A 1,762-nucleotide genomic window follows, 5' to 3' on the forward strand; every position below is an offset into this window, starting at 1 on the left:
GTCTCGACCCCAAATCGATGCGCGAGATCATTGGAATCGTGGGCAACGTGCGCGAAGGCGGCCTCGACGAGGACCTCTGGCCCGCCGAATACGAAGCAATCTACTACAGCCCCGGCAATTTCGTGTCTATCGCTGTGCGCACTGCCGGCGACGAAAAGGCCATTCTGCCCGTGATGATCAAGACCCTGCACGGCATCGATCCAAACCTGGGCACCTACGGCGAGATCACCATGACCGACCAGATCAACAGCACGCAGTCCGCGCTGCTTCATCGCTTCTCCACTTGGTTGGTCGGCGGCTTCGCCGTCATAGCGCTGGTGCTTGGAGTGGTCGGGCTCTACGGCGTCGTAGCTTTCTCGGTCAGCAAGCGAACCCGCGAAATCGGCGTGCGCATGGCCCTCGGCGCACAGCGCGGCACTGTCTACAGGATGGTGATGCGTCAGGCTGCGTGGATCACGCTCGCGGGTATCAGCATCGGCCTGATCTGCGCCGTCGGCGCATCTTTGCTGATGGGAAAGCTGCTCTTTGGCGTCCAGGCATGGGACGCCACAACGCTTGCCGCCGTGGCCCTCGTTCTCGGATCAGCATCGCTGGCAGCAAGTTTCCTGCCCGCACGCCGCGCAGCCTCAGTCAATCCAACCGACGCTCTGCGCGCCGAATAAAGTCGACTGAAGTTCATTTGTGTTAGCACACAACCCTGCGGTTCGCGGAAGCACCTGACTGATCGACAAAAAGTTATCAGGCGCGACTTTTACACCTTGCTTGCAATCTCGACGAATTCGCTGTTTTCGTAACAAGGTCACGACTTGACAGGTGCCGAAAAACTCGACGAATCCGGTGTTTTGTAATAGGGGCATGGCTCGGGGAACCCACGCAGTGGGTCGCAGGGCGCAAGTGCACAAAGATGAATGTTGGGCCATAGCCCTGCGCGATGCTTGGTTCAAAGAAGAATTTGGACTCTTCAGCAAGCTGTTTCGTCGTGGCGCAATGAGTGCCAAAACTCTCAACCGGTCCCTGACCAACGTTGCGACCTGACAGCGATGTCAAGAGCCACTTTCCTTTAAGAGTTTTCAAGGTTCTCAAATTAAGGGGTTTGCGACAATCTCGTTTTGCAGGGTATTTACTTCGAATGTTGCACAATGAGATTGTCTGGCTTCGATACGCGAACCGGGGCTTCACCAGCAGCTCAGGGTGTCATCTCAACTCGCCGGAGTGAACCTAAGAAATCGGAAAATGTCATTCCGGGCGTTCATTTATAGGCATAAGTCCTTTGGTGAGAAACTTCTACGGCTAAACCATTTCGATAGAGATTTTTAGCGACACCCCCCTGCTGTAGCCCTAACAAAAGAGGATATTTACTCAAAGAGACCCCAGTAAGGGGGTACACCCCAAGAGTGGTTTCAGTCCGGGCAGACAGGCCCCGCAATGCTCCGCGAAAGCGTATATGGATTTTTCAGACCAGCCGGAGAAAACCGTTCGGTGTCACCCGCGCTCCAGGAAACACCAGGTCAAGATCGCGGGCGCCGATTGTCTTGCTCACCACTTCGCCCAGCACCTGCCGGTAATCCGTAGTGAGTGCCAGGTCGCGCCCTTCATTCAACTGATCGTTACTGAGCCCCGGCCACTTTCCGTAAACCTTGCCTCACTTCACGTTTCCGCCCAGCACAAACATCGCATTCGCGTGCCCGTGATCGGTGCCGCCCGTTCCGTTCTCGCGCGCCGTGCGACCAAACTCCGACATCGTCACCAGCGTCAAATTCTC

The 1,762-nt window shown here is 56.2% G+C and carries 3 protein-coding genes; 1 reads left to right on the plus strand and 2 read right to left on the minus strand.

Annotated features, from left to right (window positions below; genetic code table 11):
- Nucleotides 1-662 (plus strand): FtsX-like permease family protein (locus tag WA354_RS14065; RefSeq protein ID WP_472813646.1); only part of this gene is annotated, 662 nt, incomplete at its 5' end.
- A 791-nt stretch (nt 663-1,453) separates the two neighbouring features.
- On the opposite strand, the gene WA354_RS14070 is transcribed toward WA354_RS14065, so the two are convergent.
- Together WA354_RS14070 and WA354_RS14075 are read right to left on the minus strand one after the other, a co-directional pair.
- Entirely contained in the window at nt 1,454-1,600 is a 147-nt protein-coding gene (locus WA354_RS14070; RefSeq protein WP_472813647.1) for a hypothetical protein, read from the minus strand.
- A 42-nt stretch (nt 1,601-1,642) separates the two neighbouring features.
- On the minus strand, nt 1,643-1,741 hold the full coding sequence (locus WA354_RS14075) for a DUF1501 domain-containing protein (RefSeq protein WP_472813648.1): 99 nt from the start codon (nt 1,739-1,741) through the stop codon (nt 1,643-1,645).
- Between the last annotated feature and the right edge of the window lie 21 nt (nt 1,742-1,762).

This window comes from Occallatibacter sp., assembly GCF_049802275.1.
Classification (GTDB): domain Bacteria; phylum Acidobacteriota; class Terriglobia; order Terriglobales; family Acidobacteriaceae; genus Telmatobacter.

Coding starts and splice junctions, on each gene's coding strand:
- WA354_RS14075 (WP_472813648.1), bottom strand. CDS start 1,741: ATGTCGGAGTTTGGTCGCACGGCGCGCGAGAACGGAACGGGCGGCACC.